Source organism: Acinetobacter sp. 766875, assembly GCF_000582055.1.
In the GTDB taxonomy this organism is placed as follows: Bacteria; Pseudomonadota; Gammaproteobacteria; order Pseudomonadales; family Moraxellaceae; genus Acinetobacter; species Acinetobacter nosocomialis.
This window is the reverse complement of the sequence record NZ_JEXX01000001.1, coordinates 203,801-222,521: the sequence shown is the minus strand read 5'-3', so window position 1 is coordinate 222,521 and position 18,721 is coordinate 203,801. Positions and strand designations below refer to the sequence as shown.

The window sequence follows — 18,721 nt, the reverse complement described above, 5'->3', positions numbered from 1 at the left end:
GCTTTTCATTGAGTAATCGTAGTTTGTCAAAATTAATGAGTAGATCAGTAAAGCTAACTGCATAACGCCTATGTCTATACGCCTACTCAGTAAGCTCAACTGACAAAAAATGTCATATTATGTCAATGTAGAGTGTTATTTTCTGATCTATATTCGATAAAAATTTATAATTTTTAATACTTAAAATAGAGTAAGACATGAGCAATAACAATTATATTGATGAGCTTTTAAAGCTCTTGGCGATGTTTGCTTTTATCTGTGTTTCATTACTGGCATTTAAATGCCGGACCATTTTTGCACTGGATATCACAACATCCTATGAGGTCTCTGTAAAGATCATTATCTATATTGCCACAGCAGCTATTCTTGGCTTTTTAACACGCGATCATATTGAGTTTACAACACAATTTTTAATTGCTGTTCCATTCGCGTACTTTTGGCTAGAACCAATTCTTGATTATAAAGCCCTTCAAACCATCCCAGATGTTCCGTTTTATCTCTCGGGTCATGGTCAAAGTTTAGGTCTACTAATAGTCATTATATTCTGTTTTGCCTTATGGGTATTTAAAGAGACTAGTTCAAACTCGCGTGAGTCGCAAAATGTCTAAATCAGATTTTTTGAGGAGTTTTATAAAGTTAAAAATAGTTAATGCACTATACTTTTTTATAATATATATTTTATTCAAATTAATTTATACCAATTAAAAACTTTAAAAATGTACAATGTATCAAACCCAGCAAAAGCGGTTGTTGTCGGCATTATTACAATAATTGCTACAGTTAGCCTTCTTATATGGAAGTTTAATTTTTATATTGGCATAGATATATATACCAGTGGTGAAGTGCTTTTCAAAACGCTGCTATATGCGGCTACGATAGGGCTATTTAGTTACTATTTCCGCTATAGCATTAAAATTAGTAATACAGTGATTTTATCATTACCTCTTTTTTTCTTTTGTATCAGGCCTGTTTTGAACTATAAAATGACGCATAGCATTGGTAATGTACCTCTGTATGCTACTCATCACGGACAAGGTTTAATATTGCTAAGTTTTACAGTATTGGCTTGTTTATTATGGGTATACACTGCCCACTCTTAGTTTTAATTTTTAATAGCATAAAAATGTATAAATACTTATATACATAAAAAACCCTCGTTCGAGGGCCTTTTTATTTAAGTTTAATCTTCCATATGTTGAATTATGGCATCACCAAATTCAGAGCAACGCAATAAGGTTGCGCCCGGCATTAAACGCTCAAAATCGTAAGTTACCGTTTTAGCTGAAATCGCTCCTGAAATTCCTTTAATGATCAGATCAGCCGCTTCAGTCCATCCCATGTCTCGAAGCATCATTTCAGCAGATAGAATAATTGAGCCCGGGTTTACTTTATCTTGCCCAGCATATTTAGGTGCTGTTCCATGTGTTGCTTCATAAACTGCAATAGCGCCACCAATATTTGCACCGGGTGCAATTCCAATCCCCCCTACTTCTGCTGCTAATGCATCGGAAATATAGTCACCATTTAAATTAAGGGTTGCAATCACAGAGTAGTCAGCAGGACGCATCAAAATTTGCTGTAAGAAAGCATCTGCAATTACATCTTTAATAATAATGTCTTTACCATTTTTAGGGTTCTTAATTTTAACCCAAGGGCCACCATCTATGAGTTCACCGCCGAAACGATCTAGTGCTAACTCGTATCCCCATTCTTTAAATGCACCTTCGGTATATTTCATAATATTGCCCTTGTGAACAAGAGTCACCGATGGTTTGTCATTATCTATGGCAAACTGGATGGCCTTACGAACTAAACGTTGTGATCCTTCTTTGGAAACGGGTTTAATACCAATACCACATCCTTCAGGGAAACGAATTTTTGTGACCCCCATTTCTTCTTGAAGGAATTTAATAACTTTTTTAGCTTCTTCCGAATCGGCTTTCCATTCAATACCGGCATAAATATCTTCCGAATTTTCACGAAAAATAACCATGTCGGTTAATTCAGGATGCTGAACAGGTGAAGGAACACCTTCAAACCAGCGTACTGGCCGTACACATACGTACAAATCTAATTCTTGACGTAATGCCACATTAAGTGAGCGAATACCGCCACCAACTGGAGTAGTTAAGGGGCCTTTAATTGAAACGACAAATTCACGCAGGGCTTCAAAAGTTTCTTCTGGCATATAAGTGCCATAAATTTTATTTGCCTTTTCACCGCAATAGACTTCCATCCACTCAATAGAACGTTTGCCGCCATAGGCTTTTAAAATTGCCCCATCAACAACTTTTTTCATTGTCGGTGTAATATCTACACCAATACCATCACCCTCAATAAAAGGAATAATTGGATGATTCGGTACATTCAGTGACAGGTCTGCTTTTACTGTAATTTTATCACCGTCGGCAGGAACAACGATCTTCTGATAACCCATTGTGTAGATTCTCCCTTTTATAATATTTAACTAACCAAACAAAAATAATTATCGATAAACAATACTTTCAACTTTTATTCACGCATAATAGCTTAATCGAATTTAATCCTTTTTGAGATTTATGTGGGAAATAAGCAAATTTCACACTTAAATATTGCTCAATGTTTTTACCTCTTATTTGAAAGAAGAAGTCATTTTTTATGAAAATCGTCATTCTCAACAAACCTTATGACGTGCTCTCCCAGTTTCGTAAAGACGAAGCGCATATGACGGTGTCTGACTTTATAGATGACCCGACTTTACGCATAGCAGGCCGTCTTGATATGGACTCTGAGGGTTTAGTTTTTTTAACCGATCATGGTGGTTTGAATCAGTTCATTACTAACCCTGCAAATAAAAAATACAAAACGTATTTAGTTCAAGTTGATGGCGATGTTACCGAAGAAGCGCTTGAGCAACTTCGTAAAGGTATAGAGCTTAATGATGGTATGACTTTACCAGCTAAAGCAATTAAGGTAAGTGAACCTGAATGGTTATGGGACCGGGACCCTCCTGTACGTTACCGTGCCAGCATTCCAACATCTTGGATTGAAATCTCTATTTGTGAAGGTCGTAATCGCCAAGTTCGTCGCATGACCTCTGCGGTAGGTTTCCCGACTTTACGTCTCATTCGTACTAAAATCGGTTCAATTGATTTAGTGCAATTAGGATTACAGCCGGGCGAGACCAAAGAAATCGAACCTCTACTCTACCCAGACTTTAAAGATGTTCCAGCCGAGCAACCTTATCGATCACGTTCATATGTGAAAAAACCGGGTGGTACAGGTGGCAAACCAATGGTTCGTAAGAATAAAGATGGTTCTGTTAAAAAGTCTGGTACAAAGCGTATCTGGCAAATGGATGAAAGTGAAAAGCCACGTCGTAAAACTAACGGTACAACTCGTCCAAATACTAAAGCACCTCGTGGTCGTAGCCGTAATGGTCGATAAAAACATTTAATTTTTAAAAGCTCACATAAGTGGGCTTTTTTAATAGCTATTATTTATAAAAATAAAAAAGCCGGCGCATATACACCGGCTTTTCAGCTATTTACTAACGAATTAGTTATTAAGCTTGAACAGTTGAAAGCGCTGCATTAAATGTAGCACTTGGACGCATTACAGCGCTTACTTTCGCAGGATCAACTGCATAGTAACCACCGATGTCAGCTGCTTTACCTTGTACTTGAGCAAGCTCAGCAACGATCTTCTGTTCGTTTTCAGCTAATGCTTTTGCAAGTGGAGCAAATTTAGCTTTCAACTCAGCATCTTCGTCTTGAGCTGCAAGTGCTTCTGCCCAGTAAAGTGATAAGTAGAAATGGCTACCACGGTTATCAAGCTCACCTGTACGGCGTGATGGAGACTTGTCATTATCGAGTAATTTACCAGTCGCTTCATCAAGTGTTTTCGCAAGTAACTTGGCACGAGCATTATTTTCTTTAATACCCATTTCTTCTAAAGAAACTGCAAGCGCAAGGAACTCACCAAGCGAATCCCAACGTAAGTGGTTTTCTTCAACAAGTTGTTGTACGTGTTTAGGTGCTGAACCACCTGCACCAGTCTCGTACATACCACCACCCGCCATAAGCGGAACGATAGACAACATTTTCGCAGAAGTACCAAGTTCCATAATTGGGAACAAGTCAGTTAAGTAGTCACGTAAAATGTTACCAGTTACAGAAATTGTATCGAGACCACGAACTACACGCTCAAGTGTGTAACGCATAGCACGTACTTGAGACATGATCTGGATATCAAGACCAGTCGTATCATGATCTTTTAAGTACTTTTGTACTTTCTTGATCAATTCATTTTCGTGTGGACGATATGGGTCAAGCCAGAAGATCGCAGGCATGCCTGAGTTACGTGCACGAGTCACTGCAAGTTTTACCCAGTCACGAATCGGAGCGTCTTTCACCTGACACATACGCCAGATATCGCCTTCTTCAACATTTTGAGTCAATAACACTTCACCAGTGTCAAGATCGGTAATGTTTGCGATACCTGCTTCAGGAATTTCAAAAGTCTTATCGTGAGAACCGTATTCTTCAGCTTTTTGAGCCATCAAACCAACGTTTGGCACTGTACCCATAGTCTTCGGATCGAAGTTACCATGCCATTTACAGAAATTGATCATTTCTTGGTAAATACGGGCAAATGTTGATTCTGGCATTACTGCTTTAGCATCGTATTGCTTACCATCAGCACCCCACATTTTACCACCAGCACGGATCATTGCAGGCATAGAAGCATCTACAATAATGTCGTTAGGCGAATGGAAGTTAGTGATACCTTTTGCTGAGTCAACCATCGCAAGTGCAGGACGGTGTTCTTGGCAAGCATGTAAGTCTTCGATGATTTCTTCACGTAATGATGTTGGAAGAGTTTCGATTTTCTCGTATAACCCAGCCATACCGTTATTTACGTTAATACCTAATTCGTCAAACAATTTACCGTGTTTTTCGAAAGCTTCTTTATAGTAAATTTTCACACAGTGACCGAAAACAATCGGGTGTGAAACTTTCATCATTGTCGCTTTAACGTGTAAAGAGAATAAAATTCCTGCTTCTTTACAATCATCAAGTTCTTTTTCATAGAAATCACAAAGTGCTTTCTTGCTCATGAACATCGAGTCAATGATTTCGCCTTCTTGAAGCGCAACTTTTGGCTTAAGAACAATGCTCTTACCACTGTTTGTGATAAGTTCCATTTTTACGTTGCGTGGGCGGTCAAGCGTCATTGACTTTTCACCGTGGTAGAAGTCACCTTCTTCCATGTGTGAAACGTGAGTTTGTGACCATTGTTTCCACTCGCTCATTGAATGAGGGTGTTTCTTAGCGTAATTTTTAACGGCAGCAGGAGCACGACGGTCTGAGTTACCTTCACGAAGGACAGGGTTTACTGCTGAACCTAGGCATTTGCCATAACGAGCTTTGATTGTTTTTTCTTCTTCAGTCGCTGGGTTTTCCGGATAGTCAGGAATTGGATAACCTTTAGATTGAAGTTCTTTAATACATGCTGTCAATTGCGCAACAGAGGCACTAATATTTGGGAGTTTGATAATGTTAGTATCTGGATCTTGTGTAAGACGACCTAGCTCAGCAAGGTTGTCGGATACCTTTTGCTCTTCACTTAGGTAGTCAGCGAATTCTGCGAGCACACGTGCAGCTACAGAGATGTCACTTTTAACAATCTCGATACCTGCTGGCTTAGTAAAGGTCTCAATGATCGGCAGTAGCGAATAAGTCGCCAATAATGGCGCCTCGTCAGTCAGTGTGTAAATGATAGTTGACTTTTCACCAGCCATATATAGCCCCTTCCGTTGAATTGAGTTTTGAGGACCGAGCTTTTGGCCCAGTACCTACGAACCGATATGCTTAAATAAAACCCTGAGAGTATCGGCTCTCATTGGCTTTCAGTCAACGAAATATCCAGTGATAACGACATTTCGCAGCGAAATAATACATAATTTAAATCTATTGATAATAATCTTATACCTAACTTATGGTAATACATGCACGATTACCAACTTTTTAGATATACGACATTGTTAAATTACATGAGATATCTTTCAGAGTTCTGACAAATATTATACTTTTCATTCAAAATAAACTCAAAGATAACACCTATTTCAATTTTTATAATCTACTAAAAAGTAAAAAACCGATGTACGAAACATCGGTTTTTTATAAATTAATTCACTGTTATTTAGGCTTTTAACCATTTATCAGCTTTGCTTTGATCTTCAACAACAAGTTCAACTTCAGTTAAGTTGATACTGTCGCCTGTAACCTCAAATGATAACAACTCATCACGGCGGAAAGCCAAGACTGGGTAACTGCCCTTTTGTTTAGCATATTTTTCAATAAGTTTTGTGGTCGCTTTTAATCCATCAATTGCAATAATGACATCATTGGCAGAAATACCAGCTTTTGCACCAGCTCCTTCACGGTGAGCATTTTGTACTAATACGCCCTCTGGCTTATCAGTTAACTTTAAGCCATAAGCCAAGGTCTTATCATTTTTAAGCGTATAGCTTAAGCCAAACTCAGGGAATAACTGATCAAGCGGCAATTCTTCAGTGGTATTAATCAAATGATTAATCTGCTCAACCCAACTATCGCCAGTTAACTCTTCACATAAATCAAAAACAGTACGCTCATTGACCTGAATACTATTTTGCGTATTTTCATACAAACGACGCATTAAGGCATCTAGACTGGAACCACGTAAACGTAAGCCTAAATCTAGACATAAGGCAACTAATGCGCCTTTGTTGTAATAGCTCGTACCGGCATTATTCGTATTTTCATCTGGACGATAAAACTTAATCCATGCATCAAAACTTGATTCAGCTACTGTTTGAACAAAGCGCCCCGGATTTTGTAAATAACGATCAAGCTGTGACTTCAACAAATCTAGATAAGACTTCTGAGAGATCACACCGCTACGTAATAAAATGAGATCATCATAATATGAAGTAAACCCTTCAAAGATCCACAGTAGCGAGGTATAACCTTCTTGATGCAAATTGTAGTTCGCAAAGTTTTCTGGACGGATAAACTTCACTAACCAAGAATGAAAATACTCGTGGCTACATAAACCTAAGAAACGTTGATAATCTTTCGAAGGTTCAGTTGGTTCATTCGATTTTGGTAAATCATCACGTGGTGTAATCAAACTTGTGCTGTTGCAATGCTCTAAGCCACCATAACTATTCCCTGTAGCCATCGTCATAAAGATATAGTTTTTAAATGGAGCTGAACCAAACATTTCAATTTCGGCTGCACAAATTTTTTCAATGTCTGTTTTTAAACGTTCTACATTGGTATTGTGCTGTCCAGAAATTGCAAACTCATGTTCAATTCCATGAGCTTCGAAGCTAAAACGTGTTTGCTCCGCAAGTTCAAATGGACTATCTATGAGTTGATCATAATGATCAGCTTTTAAGGTAAAACGTCCCTTAACTAAGCTTTTTGAAGCTAAACCGGTTGCTAATTGAAAGTGTTTCAGCTCATCAGGCAAAAAGACTTCTACTTCACAAGCAGCTTGCTCCTGACCTTCCAAGCCTAGACACACACAGGCAGGATTAATATATAGACGCGTTTGATCTACATAAGCACCACGTACCGACAAATCATAAGCATACGCATCGTATTCAACAGTAATTAACTCATGATCGGTATTAAATAACCGCCAGCGATTTTTTTCAGTTTTTTTAATATTGAGCATGCGTCCAGCTTCATCATAGGCCTTTACAGCCTCAATATGCTTAGAAAACTCACGAATTAAATAACTGCCTGGAATCCACGTTGGTAACCATAGTTCCTGATTTGGATTCGCTAAAAAACGAATTGTTACGTGAACAAGGTGTTGTTTGTAATCATCGAACTCTATTTGATAATGCAACATAAATTCTTCAATTTAAAATAAGAACGGTTTCACATTAGATTATCACTTTTTTGTATCGACTTGCGTAGATGTATTTTTTGGCAACAATTCACACTAGCCTTCTACAAAAAAAAGGCATAGCATGCTGGGCATCTGTGTTCCGTATTTGCCAGTAAACGTCAAGGTCACCTAGTGAAATTCTTCCTATCTCTTTTTACACTGTTTAGTATTTTCTGTACTACTCTTACCAATGCTGCTCTACTTAATATTGCTCCTGAAAGTGTTGAAGCCGCTGCATGGACAATTGTAGACACTCAATCTGGACAAATCATTGCTGAACATAATAGTCATGTACAACGTGCACCAGCATCTTTAACCAAAATGATGGTAGCCTACATTGCATTAAAAGAGATTAAGGCTGGAAAACTAAAACTGAACGAAGTCATTACCGCAACACCAGTCGTAAGCGTGGTGCAGTGGGATGAATCACAAATGTACCTTAAAGCAGGCGAGCAAATTTCAGTTGATCAGCTTTTGGCTGGTTTAATTGTGATGTCGGCAAATGATGCAGCTGTGACTTTAGCCGAAAAAATTTCTGGTGATGTGCCTCATTTTGTACAACGTATGAACCAAGAAGCTCAAGCTTTAGGTATGAAAGACACGCATTTTAGTAACCCTGCCGGGATTACAATGCCTGATCATTACACGACAGCGCATGATTTAAGCTTATTAAGTCAGGCAGTGATTCACCAAACTCCTGAATATTTACATTATTCAAAAATGCCAAGCTTTAGCTACAATCAACGTTTTCACCATGCAACTAACCTTGCTCTGAAATATGATCCATCTGTAGATGGTTTAAAAACTGGCTATACCAAAGCAGCAGGTTATAACTTGGCTCTAACGGCTTCACGTCCTTCATTTTCACCAAACTTACCGCAAAGACGTTTACTGGTTATTGTTTTAGGTACACCAAGTGCCGTGAAACGTGCTGAAATTGCCGATAAATTAATGAACCTTGCTTATGCGTATACACGTGATGAAGTGGTTATTCCTGAGCAAAAATTGATTGCTGAACTACCTGTCATTAAATCAACTTTAAAAATGTTTAAAGTAGAAACTAAGCAGCCGACCATTGTCACAACTTCTTTATATGCTGAGCCAGCACCAATTGATTTAAATACATTTGACTACGCTACACAGCGAATTCAAGTTCTTGATAGCAATAAGCAACCGAAGACTATTGTTCCACTTGAAACAACCCAAACTCGTGTAAATATTCAGTTAAATGAGCAAAAGTTAACTGCACCTTTAATGAAAGCCATGAACTTGGCAACTGTTTCAATTTATCAAAATAATCAGCTGATTCGCAGCTTACAAATTGAAAATGATGTACATATTGAAGAAGCGAATATTTTCCAAAGAATCGTGATGTGGTTCTCAAATTTGTTCTCTATTTTTTCATCGAGTAACCATAGTGCCGCAAAACTTTACCCGGTAGATTCGCACTAAAAACATCAAATTGTGCACAGAGGCACAATAAATTTTATAAATAAAAGATGGCATAATTTAGCCATCTTTTTTTTATAGAAAAATAATTAGGTGATAAAAATGGCCGAAAGTTTACATCATATTGTTATTGTCGGTGGTGGTGCGGGTGGTTTAGAACTTGCCACACAACTCGGTGAAACTTTTGGGAAAAGTGGTAAAGCTAAAATTACATTAGTCGACCAAAATTTGACTCATATCTGGAAACCTCTACTCCATGAAATTGCTGCGGGTTCCTTAAACCCTCACGAAGAACAAACCAATTATTTTGCCCATGCAGAAAAACATCATTACGAGTTTGTATTAGGAACACTTGTTGCGATACACAAAGATCAAAAAATAATAGATGTTGTACCACCTCAAGTATCCAAAGAACAAAACACGCATGTTCAACAACTGAATTATGACACGCTTATTTTAGCGCTTGGTTCAGTGTCAAATGACTTTAATACACCTGGGGTACGCGAAAACTGTCATTTCCTCGATAGCCGAAAACAAGCAGATATTTTCCAGCAAGATCTTTTACATTTATATATCGAAGCGCAAAATCAACCAGATCAACGCACGTTAAATATTGGAATCATTGGTGCGGGTGCAACTGGGGTTGAACTTGCAGCAGAACTGATTGAAACAACCAAAAACTTTTATCGCTATGGTTTGAAAAAGATCCATCCTAAACAGGTCAAAATCACACTGATTGAAGCATCAGAACGAATCCTGCCTGCTTTAAGTGAAAAAACGGCTGAGCATAGTGCAAAACAGCTCCAAAAAATGGGCATCGAAATTTTAACTCAACACCGCGTTGAAAAAGTTGATAAACACTGCATTTATTTCAGTAACGGTAATCAACTCACAAGTGATATTACGGTATGGGCAGCTGGCGTAAAAGCGCCAAAAGTTCTTGAAAGTTTTACTGATTTCGAACGTGACAATATTAATCGTTTAATGGTCTACGCAACTCTGCAAACTTACTCCGATCCAAATGTATTTGCTTTCGGTGATTGTGCACACTGTCAACTCGACGCAAGAAATCCCCCACTCGGACCACGTGCTCAAGTTGCCAGTCAACAAGCAAGCTTTTTAGTCGATGCAATGGCTGCTCGGCTGAATGGCCGCTCACAGCCAATGTTTACATTTAACGACAAAGGTTCGCTTGTGTCTTTAAGTCGTAATAAAGCCGTTGGAGAATTGCTGGGGGATGTCAGTGTACAAGGATATATTGCTAAAACGATGTACGTATCTTTATATCGTTTACATCAAGCAACAATTCATGGATACACTCAAGCTGGACTACTCACAGTGAAAGATTTACTTACAAGACGAGTACGTCCAAAAATTAAGCTGTATTGAGTTGAATTTTTTAAGTTCATCCCTATATAGATAAAAACGCATTAGAAAAAGTGTTAAAGATTGAGATTTTGTAGTCTACAAAATTTATTTTTCACTTTATGATGTACGCTTTAATTGATTGAATGGATCAAAAACATGACTGCAATTGCAAATAACCACGTGGTTTCATTCCACTATAAATTAACAAACGCTGAGGGTGAAACACTTGATCAATCTCAAGGTGAACCACTTGCCTATTTGCATGGCGCAGGCAATATCATTCCAGGTTTAGAAAATGCATTAACTGGTAAAACTGTTGGTGATAAATTCACTGTAAACGTACCAGCTGCTGAAGGTTATGGCGAATACAACCCAGACCTAGTACAAGAAGTTCCAGCTCAAATGTTCCAAGGTGTTGATAACATTCAACCTGGTATGCAATTCCAAGCTCAAACAGATGACGGCGTTCAAATCGTTACTGTTAAAGCGGTTGAAGGCGACAACGTTGTAGTTGATGCAAACTTCCCACTTGCTGGCCAAGATTTAACTTTTGAAGTTGAAATCGTAGAAATCCGTGAAGCTTCTCAAGAAGAGTTAGATCACGGTCACGTACATGGTGCAGGTGGTCACCACTAATTCATCTTTCACAAGATGATAAAAAGCAAAGCTTCGGCTTTGCTTTTTTTATGCGTTTATTTTATATAATATTCAGTAAGTTAATTTATTATTGGACTATGCATGTCAAATGCTTATCAATTGATTTGGTTCCGACAAGATTTACGAATACATGATCATGCAGCTTTATGGCATGCCTGTCAGCAAGGGCCTTCAATTGGATTAGTCATCTTATCGCCAGAGCAATGGAAACAACACGACGATGCTCCAATAAAAATTAGTTTTTATTTACGGCAGCTCAAAGAGCTTCAAAAAGAATTAGCATCACTTCATATTCCACTTGTTATCCAAGTCATTCCTTATTGGGAAGATACTGCTAAGTTTATTTCTGATTTCAGCAAGAAATATAATATTGAAAATGTCTATGCCAATATTGAAATGGGTGCAAATGAATTAAAAAGAGATAAAACAGTACAAGATTCTTTAAATAAGGAAAGCAAAGAGCTTTTTTTATTTCATGATCGTACAATTTTTCCTTTACGTTCCATTCGCAATCAATCACAACAACCCTATCAGGTTTTTAGTGCATTCAAAAAAGCATGTTATGCAAAACTAAATACCAGCGGTTTACCTCAATGCTTCCCTTTACCACATAAGCAAAATGAAATTTCATTAGAGTTTTTAGATGAAAAAAGTGTGGACTTGGCAGAAATTGAAAAACTATTTTGTTCATCTATTTCTAAAGAACAGCAAGATTTATGGCCTGTTGGCGAGTCATATGCATTAGAACAACTAGACCAATTTGTCGAAGATTCTGTATCCCATTATAAAGTTGAGCGAGATTTTCCTCATGTGCATGGCACAAGCAAACTTTCTCCTTATTTAAATATTGGAATCTTATCTGTAAGGCAGTGTTTACAAGCACTCTTTCGTAATCAACACGGCAACTTTCATTTAGACAATGAAGGTCAACAAACATGGCTAGATGAACTTATTTGGCGAGAGTTCTACCAGCACATCTTATTTGATTTTCCGTATGTTTCTAAGCATCTTCCATTTAAGAAAGATACTCAGAAAATTAAATGGAACCATAATCCAGAGCATCTAAAAGCTTGGCAAACAGGACAAACTGGTATTCCTATTGTGGATGCCGGGATGCGCCAACTTTTACAAACAGGTTGGATGCATAATCGAGTACGTATGATTACAGCCATGTTTTTATGCAAAAACTTATTGATTGACTGGCGTATTGGTGAACAGTGGTTTATGCAACATTTAATTGATGGAGATTTGGCAGCAAATAATGGGGGATGGCAATGGTGTGCCTCAACAGGAACAGATGCTGTGCCTTATTTTAGAATTTTTAACCCGATTTCCCAATCACAAAAGTTTGATCCTAATGGGGACTATATTCGTAAATGGGTGAAAGAACTGGCTCATCTGGACAATAAATCCATTCATGACCCCTACTCAAGCAAAATCAATTTGAGTTTAAATTATCCAAAACCAATTGTAGATTTAAAAGAAACACGATTAAAAGCAATTGAAACTTTCAAGCATATTTAGATAAGAATTGCGTCTTATCTGTTTATTTTTGATTAAAAAATAAAGACGGGATTTGACTATAAAGGGACTTTCATCTACAAATAAACATAGCAGATACTTAAAAAGGACAGAAACAACAACAACTTCGCAAATGGACACCTTTCATTATAAAAGTATAAAAAAATTAACATTACAAAAAAGGTAGCATAGCTCGCATGCAACAAAAGAACCCAGGTAGAACACTCGTCTTATGGATTATCGCAGCACATCTATTTATGGGAATGGTTGCATATGAGTGGTTGCCTGTTAGTTTTAGAGGAAGCTGGATCTTTATTCTTCTTCTTTTAATTTCGGGTGCTTTTTTAGAAGTTGGCTTGTCTTTAATTGTTGGTTTACTCGCATTTATTGGAGTTGCTGTATATTTTCTACTCGACTTAGGTGCACAAACTCATATTGAGCGGCAGCTTCTCTTACTGTTTATTATTCCTCTTATTCCGCTATTTTTAAGTGCTGTACGCCACAATATTGAAATTAATGTTCAAAAATATCGAGATATTCAAAGCTATGATCGAAATTATCGCCGCGATATTTTCCCGATCAGCGCTTTGAAATATTTCCAGCGTAGCTTTTTTAAGCTTCTTGATCACCATAATGTACAAGACTATGAAGTCTTTTCAATCAAGATTCTTAATCGTAGTCTCATTAAAGAAATGCTAGGTGATGATGTCTGGAAAACTACTCAAAACGAAATGATCAAAATTTTGAGTCAGCATCAGCCCAATGAAATTGTTTTTCAGTTTGCAGATGATGATCTCGAAAATATATACAGTATTATGATTCGTCAGCAAAAAACTGAACAAGAACCTGAATTTATTAAAAAATTAAGAGAAATTATGACGTTGCGTCTTGAGGTGGAATATAAAATTATTCCAATTCCACCTGAGGAGATGAATTAATGTCTAATCTTCTTAACATTTGTGGAATTGTGATTGCATCTAGCCAATATCCAGATGCCACTCTACAGCAGTTCTATCGGCAATATTATCATTGTGAAATTAAAGCTGAACAAATAAAAGCCGAAGCACAAAGTTCTAATGATCTTTCCATGTTTTTTCCTTATCAAGATACATGGTGGCCTGTCTTTACCATTGATCAACTCAACTCGGAAAGTTTCCAAAGGCTTATACATCAAGGAATTAAACCCGGCATTATCTTGCCAGATGAAGTATTTGGTTTCCCCCACTATTTTTTATTAAAAGAAGCCGTGAGCCAAGGTGCTATCCCCATCGTGCTTTTTAAAACTGAACAACCTCAGTATTTTGCCGCAAAGGCTACTTTTTCAACTGCTATTGGTTTAAGGCCAATGGCTGCTTTCGTAAGTACAGGATGGGATGAAAATTTAATTTCACAGCCAGCTGGAAGTTATATTGTCCAGTTAAATTCTTCAGCCGTCCCTTTACCATCTAGAGAAATCCGACAAGGTCAGCATTTATTTTATTCGGCCAAAGACTTTAACGGCCATGTATCAGGTTATGAGATTATTATTAATCCTCCTGCCGACTTACCCCTATCTAATATTCGTTATCCTCAACTCGGTATTTCGTGGAAATTTAATAATATTGATTATGCCAGTACTTCTGAACATGTGAATACGAGTCTTATAGGTTATATATTTATTGGTTTAAGTGTTGTTGTAGTTCCTCTTGATCTGATTTTAACAACAACTTATCCAGATCTTCTGGGTACATTTGGTAGCTATATTTCATGGATCTCCTTAGTAGTGGGATTAATTCTATTATTAGTACTCATCTCTTCTATTATTAGGAGGGTCAGTAAAAATGGCTCCAATTGATATCCTGTTTTTATTTGGCTTTTTAGGTATTTGGATTCCACAAGCATTTTGGGCATGGTTAAGTTATCAAGCGTGGAAGTATTCCAAAACAGCTGAAAAAGAGCTGCAAAACTTACCAATACCTGAAAGATGGCCCATCTTAAGTGTTTTGATCCCTGCTTATAATGAAGGCGTGGTGATTGAAGACACTTTGCATGCCATTGCTCAACAGGATTATCCAGCAGAGTCTTATGAAGTCTTATTGATCAATGATGGCTCCAAAGATAACACCCTTGAAATCGCAGAAAACCTTGCAAAAATTTATCCGTGCATAAAGATTGTTAATGTCCCCAAAGGTATGGGCGGTAAAGGTAAATCAAGAACACTCAATAACGGCCTTCCTCATGCTAAAGGTGAGTTAATTGTTGTTTATGATGCAGATAGTACGCCTGAACCTGATTGCGTCCGATTACTTGCACAAACCTTACTGGCAGATAAAAAGTTGGTTGCTGTAAATGGCAAAGTAAGAACCCGTAACTGGCAAGATAGTATTTTGACTCGCTTTATTGCGATTGAATTCATCTTTTTCCAGTGGATTTTTCAGGGTGGCCGCTGGCAACGTTTTGAGTTATCAACATTGATGGGGACTAACTACGTTATCTGGCGCGATGCCTTAGAAACTTTAGGTGGTTTTGATGAAAAGTCGCTAGTCGATGATACAGAAATGAGTTTCCGAATTTTCATCGGACAAAAACGAATTAAATGGGTTCCCTATGCCATTGGTTGGCAGCAGGACCCGCCTTCATTAAGTGTATTTGTTAAACAGCGCTCACGTTGGACACAAGGTAATTTTTATGTGACACGTAAATATTTACCTGTAGCACTCAGAACACCATTTCCTATCGGAATTGAAATTCTGAATAATATTATGTGCTACATCCTTTTCGTACCAGCTCTATTCTGGAGTCATATCACCTTAACACTTGGCTTACTTGATATTGCAGGTATTTCAGTTCCGGGACCATTTACGCTCCTGTGGGGCCTTTCATTTTGCCTATATGTAGCGCAAATGTGGTTTACGCTATCTTTAGAAAAAGTTAAACCAGAACTCTATTTTTACTCTGTTCTATCTTACGTAAGTTACTCACAAATCTTCTTATTTATTGTATTTAAAGCCGCATTCGACATGCTAAAAAATAAAATACAGGGTAATTCCCTTCAATGGTACAAAACAGAACGTAGCAAGGAGAAAAAATAAATGAAAAAGACTTTCAAACTCTATCCACTTATACAAGCACTCCTTGCTAGCAGCTGCCTTATGTTAGCCGTGCCTGCTCATACCAACACATGGAAATTAGATGATATTAGTACATCAACTAAATATACGGTGGAGCCTCATTTTTTCTATGTGGGAAAAGGTGCAGAATGGCAAAATATCCAGTTTTCTACTGACTATTCCACTGAAAACGACACCACATTACTCGTGAAGTATGACGATAAACTCATCTATAACACGACCTTAAATGGTGATGGCCAATTTAAATTTAATATTCCTGCCAGCCCAAGTGGTTTTCACCGTTTAGATTTTATTATTCAACAATATGCTAAACCGACAACTCTAAACCAGACAAAAGAAACCTTCTGTACCGAAGATATCGATCATTTAACTTATTTGAGTAATTCCCAACTCGACTTTACCCCTGTCCGAAATATATACCGTTTAAAAGATTTACCAGATGCCCTATTTAACCCACAAGCTAGACGTCTTACCCCATTTGTTGGAATTTTAAAATATAACCGTAAGGAAATTACCGAAGCATCTATGCTAGCTCGTTTGGCAAGCTCTTGGAGTTCTGTAACACCAATTGAGTGGGTCGATTCAGGACAAACTAATTTAAACCCTGAAACAAACTTTATTATTGAAGTAATTCATTCGGCTAGCCCACTTAAAGGTGGTGCTTTAGTACAAATTGCAAAACCAGCAGAAGGTGTACCGACATTATCAATTACTTACCACACACCTCAAGAGCTTACAGCCGCAATTAATGGACTAATTAACCCGTCTTATGTACAGCAGCTTGATACAGGCAGTGCTATTTTCCCAACCACAATTTCAACACCAGCGTGGGCGCAATTTAGAAAAATTGATACGCTTGCAGATTTGGGTATTAGTGACTTCAGACTCAACCATGCTGAAAAGAACCTCTTTCTTGATTTTCCAGCAGTATGGCAACCAACTGATATCCTACAGGGACAAATTGCACTTCGTATTCAAAGTGGTTTATTACAAGGCTCTAGTATCACTGCATGGCTGGATGGCGGCCTCGCTGGTAGTATGAAAACGGCAGATCTTGCTTCTGACCCCGTAAACCGACAGTTCAACATCTTTGCCAAGGAAATTTCAAATACAACAAACTTTAGCTTAAAACTTGAAAACTCGGTCATTGCCAACTCTCAATGTTTACCAAATGCTCATGGTTCACTTTGGGTTGATACCGCCAAGTCAACGGTAAAACTTCCACATAAGCTCAAAAATGGTGTTGCAGCACTTTCCATGACGTTAGCGACCAAGCCAACAATTGCAATTGATGACCAGTCAGGGGCTTTAAACATTGCTATTATTTTAGGGCAAGTTGCTAAAAATATGCTGCTTACACAAGCACCTATGCCATTAAACTTAGTACGGTTTTCACCAAACTCTCCTCAAGCAGTTAATGTCAGAGTCAATAAAGAAATTTATCAGCAACAAGTATCAATGCATCAAAACATTATTTATGCACCAGCAGCAGCAAATGGTTTTATTGTGAGTTATAACAATAACCGCTTTGATGTGATTACTGACTCTGAAAATGGTGCCCAAACTTTCATGCACTTATGGGGAACGATTCAACATAAAATTCCAAACAATGTCACCAAAATGCTGGTTTCTGAAAATGGCAATATTTATGTTCTCCAAAAATTAATTGTAGGCAACCAAAAAGCGCCATTAGTTCAGCAATCATCATTCTTTTTATTAGTTGTGATTATCTCTGCAATTATGATAATAGTGATCTTCTTGTGGTATTGGTTACGACGAAATAATGAGAAAACAGATACCAATTAAAATAACTGCTTTTATTATTTTAATTATATGTAGTGTAGTGGCGTATGCGGGGTTGTTCAAAAATCACGGGCAGCCTCCAATTATTGAAGGCATTTTCTGGCAACCCGACAATAATACCACTCCTCCTAAAGGAAACTGGCATTACTTAGGAGTGAACACTTTTGTTCCTCAATGGTCAGTCGTCGAATCTAAATCTTGGTGGAAAAACTCTAATCTTCCTCAATGGGAAAATGCCATTGATATACAAAAAATTAAACAACAACCTTGGGCCAAAAATCTTATCTTGGGTTTAGCAGGTGAATATAACGAACGTGAAGCACGTGCAAATGTCGTTGCTTTAGGAGAAAAATCTGCGCAAATTATTCAAGAACAAAATGATGCATCTTTAAAAGGTTATTATTTTCCAGTAGAAGCCGATCCCACATGGCTAAGAGTCAGTACATTAGGACATGTTTTAGAAAAGCTCCCTTCACCTATCTGGGTTAGTATTTACAGTGGTGAAAGCGAACCCGAAAACTATGATTTGTGGGTTAAAAGTTGGTTGCCTCAACAAGCGGGTATCTTTTTTCAAGACGGCGTAGGTGTGGGAGTAAGAACTCCACAACAAGCTCGACGTATTTTAGATCAACTTGAGCAAACTCTTGGAAAAGATAAAACGGTGATTGTGCTAGAAGCCTTTCGAACCAAGAAAAATGGACAATTCCGAGCAGCATATCCTTGGGAAATTATTTCTCAGATTAAAGCTTATGAAGGCAAGAAAATTTATATTTTTGATGGTCCACACTACATGGGACGTTGGTCGGTTTACATCGTCGGTTTGTGGTATCGTCTCGCTTATGGCGGCACATCTACCGCCATAAACGAATCGGAAATTTCAAAATAAA

General features: G+C 37.7%; 15 protein-coding genes. 12 read left to right on the top strand and 3 right to left on the bottom strand.

The annotated features are described in order from the left end of the window. Window positions 1-197 precede the first annotated feature (197 nt). Entirely contained in the window at window positions 198-608 is a 411-nt protein-coding gene (locus J576_RS01025; RefSeq protein WP_002052664.1) for a hypothetical protein, read from the top strand. 48 nt (window positions 609-656) lie between these two features. Then, window positions 657-1,100, top strand: a complete 444-nt coding sequence (locus tag J576_RS20295; protein WP_227865537.1) for a hypothetical protein — start codon at window positions 657-659, stop codon at window positions 1,098-1,100. Window positions 1,101-1,180: 80 nt separating this feature from the next. Here the strand turns inward: J576_RS20295 and icd are convergent, their stop codons facing one another. Next, window positions 1,181-2,437 (bottom strand): NADP-dependent isocitrate dehydrogenase, encoded by a 1,257-nt coding sequence (gene icd, locus J576_RS01020; RefSeq protein ID WP_002052682.1) that lies wholly within the window; start codon window positions 2,435-2,437, stop codon window positions 1,181-1,183. A 200-nt stretch (window positions 2,438-2,637) separates the two neighbouring features. Here icd and J576_RS01015 point away from each other — a divergent pair, with 200 nt between their 5' ends. Further along, entirely contained in the window at window positions 2,638-3,426 is a 789-nt protein-coding gene (locus J576_RS01015) for an rRNA large subunit pseudouridine synthase E (protein WP_025467959.1), read from the top strand. A gap of 118 nt (window positions 3,427-3,544) precedes the next feature. Here J576_RS01015 and J576_RS01010 read toward each other — a convergent pair whose 3' ends face one another. Both J576_RS01010 and J576_RS01005 read right to left on the bottom strand, forming a co-directional pair. Then, window positions 3,545-5,782 (bottom strand): NADP-dependent isocitrate dehydrogenase, encoded by a 2,238-nt coding sequence (locus tag J576_RS01010; RefSeq protein WP_002052445.1) that lies wholly within the window; start codon window positions 5,780-5,782, stop codon window positions 3,545-3,547. 401 nt (window positions 5,783-6,183) lie between these two features. Next, on the bottom strand, window positions 6,184-7,887 hold the full coding sequence (locus tag J576_RS01005; protein WP_002052745.1) for a M61 family metallopeptidase: 1,704 nt from the start codon (window positions 7,885-7,887) through the stop codon (window positions 6,184-6,186). Window positions 7,888-8,058: 171 nt separating this feature from the next. Between J576_RS01005 and J576_RS01000 the strand changes: the two genes are divergently transcribed. From J576_RS01000 to J576_RS00960, 9 genes are all read left to right on the top strand, one after another. Further along, on the top strand, window positions 8,059-9,378 hold the full coding sequence (locus tag J576_RS01000) for a D-alanyl-D-alanine carboxypeptidase PBP6B (protein ID WP_002052978.1): 1,320 nt from the start codon (window positions 8,059-8,061) through the stop codon (window positions 9,376-9,378). 99 nt (window positions 9,379-9,477) lie between these two features. After that, entirely contained in the window at window positions 9,478-10,764 is a 1,287-nt protein-coding gene (locus tag J576_RS00995) for an NAD(P)/FAD-dependent oxidoreductase (RefSeq protein ID WP_002052684.1), read from the top strand. Window positions 10,765-10,899: 135 nt separating this feature from the next. Continuing rightward, complete coding sequence (locus J576_RS00990; protein WP_033855459.1) at window positions 10,900-11,379, top strand: FKBP-type peptidyl-prolyl cis-trans isomerase; 480 nt, start codon at window positions 10,900-10,902, stop codon at window positions 11,377-11,379. Window positions 11,380-11,481: 102 nt separating this feature from the next. Beyond that, window positions 11,482-12,924, top strand: a complete 1,443-nt coding sequence (phrB, locus tag J576_RS00985; RefSeq protein WP_002052925.1) for a deoxyribodipyrimidine photo-lyase — start codon at window positions 11,482-11,484, stop codon at window positions 12,922-12,924. A gap of 194 nt (window positions 12,925-13,118) precedes the next feature. Next, window positions 13,119-13,859 carry a hypothetical protein gene (locus tag J576_RS00980; protein ID WP_002052464.1) on the top strand — a complete coding sequence of 247 codons (741 nt, stop codon included), beginning with the start codon at window positions 13,119-13,121 and terminating at the stop codon, window positions 13,857-13,859. Further along, entirely contained in the window at window positions 13,859-14,755 is an 897-nt protein-coding gene (locus tag J576_RS00975) for a hypothetical protein (RefSeq protein ID WP_002052656.1), read from the top strand. The genes J576_RS00980 and J576_RS00975 overlap by 1 nt, the downstream gene beginning before the upstream one ends. Then, a complete protein-coding gene (locus J576_RS00970; protein ID WP_000035254.1) occupies window positions 14,742-15,992 on the top strand; it encodes a glycosyltransferase family 2 protein in 1,251 nt (416 codons plus the stop codon). Before J576_RS00975 ends, J576_RS00970 begins: the two co-directional genes overlap by 14 nt. After that, a complete protein-coding gene (locus J576_RS00965; RefSeq protein ID WP_002052922.1) occupies window positions 15,993-17,837 on the top strand; it encodes a hypothetical protein in 1,845 nt (614 codons plus the stop codon). After that, window positions 17,815-18,720 carry an alpha-amylase family protein gene (locus J576_RS00960; protein WP_025467958.1) on the top strand — a complete coding sequence of 302 codons (906 nt, stop codon included), beginning with the start codon at window positions 17,815-17,817 and terminating at the stop codon, window positions 18,718-18,720. Before J576_RS00965 ends, J576_RS00960 begins: the two co-directional genes overlap by 23 nt. The last annotated feature ends 1 nt before the right edge of the window (window position 18,721 follow it).

Bases quoted from the DNA above. Each gene is read 5' to 3' on its own strand.
- J576_RS01025 (WP_002052664.1), top strand. From the start codon at position 198: ATGAGCAATAACAATTATATTGATGAGCTTTTAAAGCTCTTGGCGATG.
- icd (WP_002052682.1), bottom strand. From the start codon at position 2,437: ATGGGTTATCAGAAGATCGTTGTTCCTGCCGACGGTGATAAAATTACA.
- J576_RS01015 (WP_025467959.1), top strand. From the start codon at position 2,638: ATGAAAATCGTCATTCTCAACAAACCTTATGACGTGCTCTCCCAGTTT.
- J576_RS01010 (WP_002052445.1), bottom strand. From the start codon at position 5,782: ATGGCTGGTGAAAAGTCAACTATCATTTACACACTGACTGACGAGGCG.
- J576_RS01005 (WP_002052745.1), bottom strand. From the start codon at position 7,887: ATGTTGCATTATCAAATAGAGTTCGATGATTACAAACAACACCTTGTT.
- J576_RS00995 (WP_002052684.1), top strand. From the start codon at position 9,478: ATGGCCGAAAGTTTACATCATATTGTTATTGTCGGTGGTGGTGCGGGT.
- J576_RS00990 (WP_033855459.1), top strand. From the start codon at position 10,900: ATGACTGCAATTGCAAATAACCACGTGGTTTCATTCCACTATAAATTA.
- phrB (WP_002052925.1), top strand. From the start codon at position 11,482: ATGTCAAATGCTTATCAATTGATTTGGTTCCGACAAGATTTACGAATA.
- J576_RS00980 (WP_002052464.1), top strand. From the start codon at position 13,119: ATGCAACAAAAGAACCCAGGTAGAACACTCGTCTTATGGATTATCGCA.
- J576_RS00975 (WP_002052656.1), top strand. From the start codon at position 13,859: ATGTCTAATCTTCTTAACATTTGTGGAATTGTGATTGCATCTAGCCAA.
- J576_RS00970 (WP_000035254.1), top strand. From the start codon at position 14,742: ATGGCTCCAATTGATATCCTGTTTTTATTTGGCTTTTTAGGTATTTGG.
- J576_RS00965 (WP_002052922.1), top strand. From the start codon at position 15,993: ATGAAAAAGACTTTCAAACTCTATCCACTTATACAAGCACTCCTTGCT.
- J576_RS00960 (WP_025467958.1), top strand. From the start codon at position 17,815: ATGAGAAAACAGATACCAATTAAAATAACTGCTTTTATTATTTTAATT.